This window comes from Blautia sp. HA3515 (assembly GCF_059933065.1).
The window spans coordinates 1-4,192 of the sequence record NZ_JAYFUY010000106.1; the positions used below are offsets into that span (position 1 = coordinate 1).

Consider the following 4,192-nt stretch of genomic DNA (forward strand, 5'->3'; position numbering starts at 1 on the left):
TTACTTCCAGGCTTAAGCTATGATCAACAAGCCAAAGACAAGCTTTTTTAAAAGTCTGCGCTTCCGTATCCTGATCATCCTGATCATTCTGGGAATCGTGCCAAGTGTTATAGTTACACAGATTGTGATCAATACCTATGCGGATCGGGCGATTGCTCTCCGTACTGAGAATGTGAAGAATCAATGTGACATTTTGTGCAACCTGTTAATCAAAGAGAATTATATTAATGACTCCAGCTCGCAGGTAGTGAACAGCAAGCTGGAGTTGTTGTCTAATGTATATAGCGGCAGACTTTTGCTGGTTGACAGGGATTACAGGATCGTAAAGGATACGTATGGCATAGATGAAGGGAAGACATTGCTTTCATCCATGGTCATCCGTTGCTTTAAAGGGGATGAGGTCAGCTGGTATAATCGTAAGAACCGGTCGATAGAGATGGTAGTTCCGGTAAAAAGCCCTGAAGTGAAGCAGCTGCAGGGGGTACTTCTGGTAAGCGTTTCAGCCAATGAGATCGCTTCTACCATTGATGAGCTGGAGCAGAGGGAGATTTTGATCATTGGGATCATAGTAGCACTGGCTATTTTGCTTGGTTATGTCCTTTCTACCATTCTTGTAAAACCTTTTGCAAGGATCACCAAATCTATAGAGGATCTGACAGACGGATATCAGAATGATGAGATCTCCGTACCGGATTATACAGAGACAAAGCTGATCACAGATGCATTTAACAAGATGCTGGCAAGGATGAAGATCCTGGATGAGTCCAGGAATGAATTTGTATCTAATGTGTCCCATGAGTTAAAGACACCTTTAACTTCCATGAAGGTGCTGGCTGATTCCCTTGTAGGGCAAAGCGGTGTGCCGGAAGAACTTTACCAGGAGTTTATGGGGGATATTACTGCGGAGATTGACAGGGAGAATAAGATCATCACAGATCTTCTTTCACTTGTAAAGATGGACAAAAAGGCAGCAGATGTAAATATTTCCCATATGGATATCAATCAGTTGCTGGAGGATATCCTGAAGAGGCTTCGGCCCATCGCAGACAGACGTAATATTGACCTGATTCTTGATTGCTTCAGGCCGGTAGAAGCTGATGTGGATGAAGTGAAATTCACTTTGGCAGTAACCAATCTTGTGGAAAATGGCATCAAATATAATGTAGATGACGGATGGGTAAGGGTAACGCTGGACGCAGACCATAAGTATTTTTATGTGACAGTGGCAGATTCCGGCATGGGCATTCCTGAGGATAGCATTGACCGTATTTTTGAAAGATTCTACCGTGTGGACAAGTCCCACTCCAGGGAGATTGGCGGTACAGGCCTTGGACTTGCCATTACGAGAAGTGCCATAGCCATGCATCATGGCACCATTAAGGTTTTCAGCAAAGAGGGAGAAGGAACTACATTTACTGTTCGTATCCCGTTGTCATATATTCCTTAGGAGGCACCAGATGAAAAAGTTACTTACATTGCTGCTGAGTGCGGCGCTGATTGCAGGAGTTCTTGGCGGTTGCGCTGATACAGGACAGTCTGGCCATAAGGACAGCGGAGGCAATCAATATTATTTTTACTATACAAATCAGGAAGAAACAAAGCTGCAGAGAGAAAGTTATGTGCCTGAGAAGGAAAGTCCCCAGGATATGATCGATGAACTGGAGCAGAAGCTGAATGACAGAGAAACCAGCGGAGATTATCAGGCACTTTTTCCAAAAGAAGTACAGATACAATCCTGTGTGCTGGACGGTACCTCCCTGCTTGTTTATTTTAACAGTGGATATACCAGTATGGGAAGTACCAGGGAGATCCTGGTACGTGCTGGAGTTGTACGAAGCTTTCTTCAGGTTCCGGGGATTTCCGGTGTGAAATTCTATGTGGGAAATACAGAACTTACAGATTCTAAGGGAAATCCAATAGGCACTATGGATAATTCCAGTTTTGTAGAACTGTGGGGAGATGATCGGGATGCTTACCGGTATGATACTTTTACCTTGTATTTTACTGACAGCACAGGGGAAAAACTGGTTGAGGAAGAAAGAAGTGTTTATTATAAGCGAAGTCTTCCAAGGGAACGGGTGATCCTGGAGCAGCTGATCAAGGGACCTATGGAAAAAGGACATTATCCTACTCTTCCGGAGAATACAGAGGTTATGTCTGTAACAACCTCTGACCGTGTATGTTATGTGAACTTCAGCCAGGCGTTTTCTGATGCAGCCCTTGATATTCCGGAGAAAACAATTATTTATTCTGTAGTTAATTCCGTACTGGCAGCTGTGGATGCAGACAAAGTCCAGATCAGCCTGAACGGACAGGATGATGTAAGCTTTGGAGAGAATACCTCTCTTTATAATTTCTTTGGCTGGAACACTGATCTGATCCAGGACAAAGAGTAAGGAGGCAGATGGATGGCAAGACGTCCCTTATGTCTTGCGTGCCTTCTCCTGATGTTGGCGATGACCATGGCAGATTTGCTGGGGATGCCCCTGATGCGGGGGAATCCTCTGCCAGGATCTGTTACAGAATATTTAAAAAAGCATCCGGGGACGACCATCTGCGGGGAGGTGGAACGGTGCGCAGAAAGTGAAAATTCAAAATCAGTCTATCTTAAAAATGTCTATTTTATCTATCAATCTAAGAAAATTCCAATAAAAAATGTAAAGAGTATTTTTGAAAAATCAGGAAACATTTTCTAAAGCCAAGTCTGTGGCGAATGCCAGATCCTCTGTAAAGGGACGAAGTTTTGTGAATGCAGATAAGGGTTTGGGGGATAAGTGTGGAGTATCTGTGGATACAGATAAGGATGTCCTGTATAAAGGGATGCTGGTTCGTGTACAAGGAAAGCTTGAGGAAATCCAGGGCAAACGAAATCCAGGAGAGTTTGACAGCCGTCAGTATTATGCATGCCAGCATATCTATTATGTGATGAAGAAAGCTGTGATCAAGGAAAAATCATCCAGTTATTCTGTTTATGGACAATTTCTTGTGGATCTGCAGCAGTATCTGGGGGATATTTTGTGCCAGGCGGCAGGAAAAGAAGGAGAAGTATTAAAGGCCATTGTACTGGGGGATAAAACCGGTTTGGAGGATGAAACAAAGCTGCGCTACCAAATGGGCGGGATCCTGCATATACTGGCTATTTCGGGACTTCATATCAGTATTCTTGGCATGGGCTTTTACCGGATGTTGAAAAAATGTTATCTGGGAAACTGGACTGCCGGTATGATCGCCTTGGTTTTTATGCTCCAATATGGGATTATGACAGGAGGAAGCGTGTCTGTTATGCGGGCTGTGTGCATGTTTCTCATGGCAGCAGGAGCAAGGATTCTTGGCAGGATCTATGATCTGCCTACTGCCCTGGCTGCATCTGCAGTGCTGATCCTTCTGGAATCGCCTGCTTATTTGTACAGCAGCGGTTTTCTTCTTTCTTTTTCGGCAGTGTGCGGTGCCGGGATCATTTCTCCTTATCTGGAAAAAACAAAAGGAAAATCGGTTTTCTTTGCTTCTCTGGGAGTGCAGCTGACCATGCTTCCGGTGAGCCTTTATTTCTTTGGAGAGGTTTCTGTGGCTGGATTGGTATTAAACCTGTTGGTGATTCCGTCGGTAGCGGTGGTTCTGGTCAGTGGTCTTGCAGGAATGCTGGTGGGCTGCTTCTGGATGACAGGCGCAAGAATCCTGATTCTTCCTGGAAAATTCCTGTTATGGCTTTATGAAATGCTATGTGGTGCAGCTGGTAGTTTGTCCATAGGTAATTTGAAAATTCCTGTTACCTGGGTGGCAGGACAGCCAGAGCTGTGGCAGATCGGCTTGTATTATATGATCTTGGGAACAATCCTTTTCTTATATTCAAAGAAAAATATATGGCGAATATATTCAAAGAAAAGTAAATGGCGAACATATTCAAAAAAAGGAAAATGGCGAACCGGATATAAAGAAAACCATGAAGAAATGCCACAGAGAGTGATAAAAGTTCCGGAAATAGTTTATCGGATAGCTTGGGTAGCAGGAATAGTGGTCAGTCTCCTAGTGATCCGGGCTCGGCCCTCACCCTGCCTGCAGATCACTTGCTCTGGATGTGGGGCAGGGAGACGGAATCGTGATCCAGACGCCGGAAGGGAAAAACTACCTGATCGATGGAGGAAGCAGCAGTAAAACCAGTACTGGCAGATATCAGATGCTTCCATTTTTGAAG

The 4,192-nt window shown here is 44.4% G+C and carries 4 protein-coding genes; all 4 read left to right on the forward strand.

Features of this window, described 5'->3' with window-relative positions:
* Window positions 1–19 precede the first annotated feature (19 nt).
* Complete coding sequence (locus R1Y93_RS09245; protein ID WP_500822583.1) at window positions 20–1,447, forward strand: sensor histidine kinase; 1,428 nt, start codon at window positions 20–22, stop codon at window positions 1,445–1,447.
* A gap of 10 nt (window positions 1,448–1,457) precedes the next feature.
* Window positions 1,458–2,396: a GerMN domain-containing protein gene (locus R1Y93_RS09250; protein ID WP_500822584.1), complete on the forward strand. Its 939-nt coding sequence runs from the start codon at window positions 1,458–1,460 to the stop codon at window positions 2,394–2,396.
* Window positions 2,397–2,404: 8 nt separating this feature from the next.
* Window positions 2,405–2,587: a hypothetical protein gene (locus R1Y93_RS09255; RefSeq protein WP_500822585.1), complete on the forward strand. Its 183-nt coding sequence runs from the start codon at window positions 2,405–2,407 to the stop codon at window positions 2,585–2,587.
* A gap of 83 nt (window positions 2,588–2,670) precedes the next feature.
* Window positions 2,671–4,152, forward strand: coding sequence for a ComEC/Rec2 family competence protein (locus R1Y93_RS09260; protein ID WP_500822586.1), 1,482 nt, complete (start codon window positions 2,671–2,673; stop codon window positions 4,150–4,152).
* Window positions 4,153–4,192 lie beyond the last annotated feature (40 nt).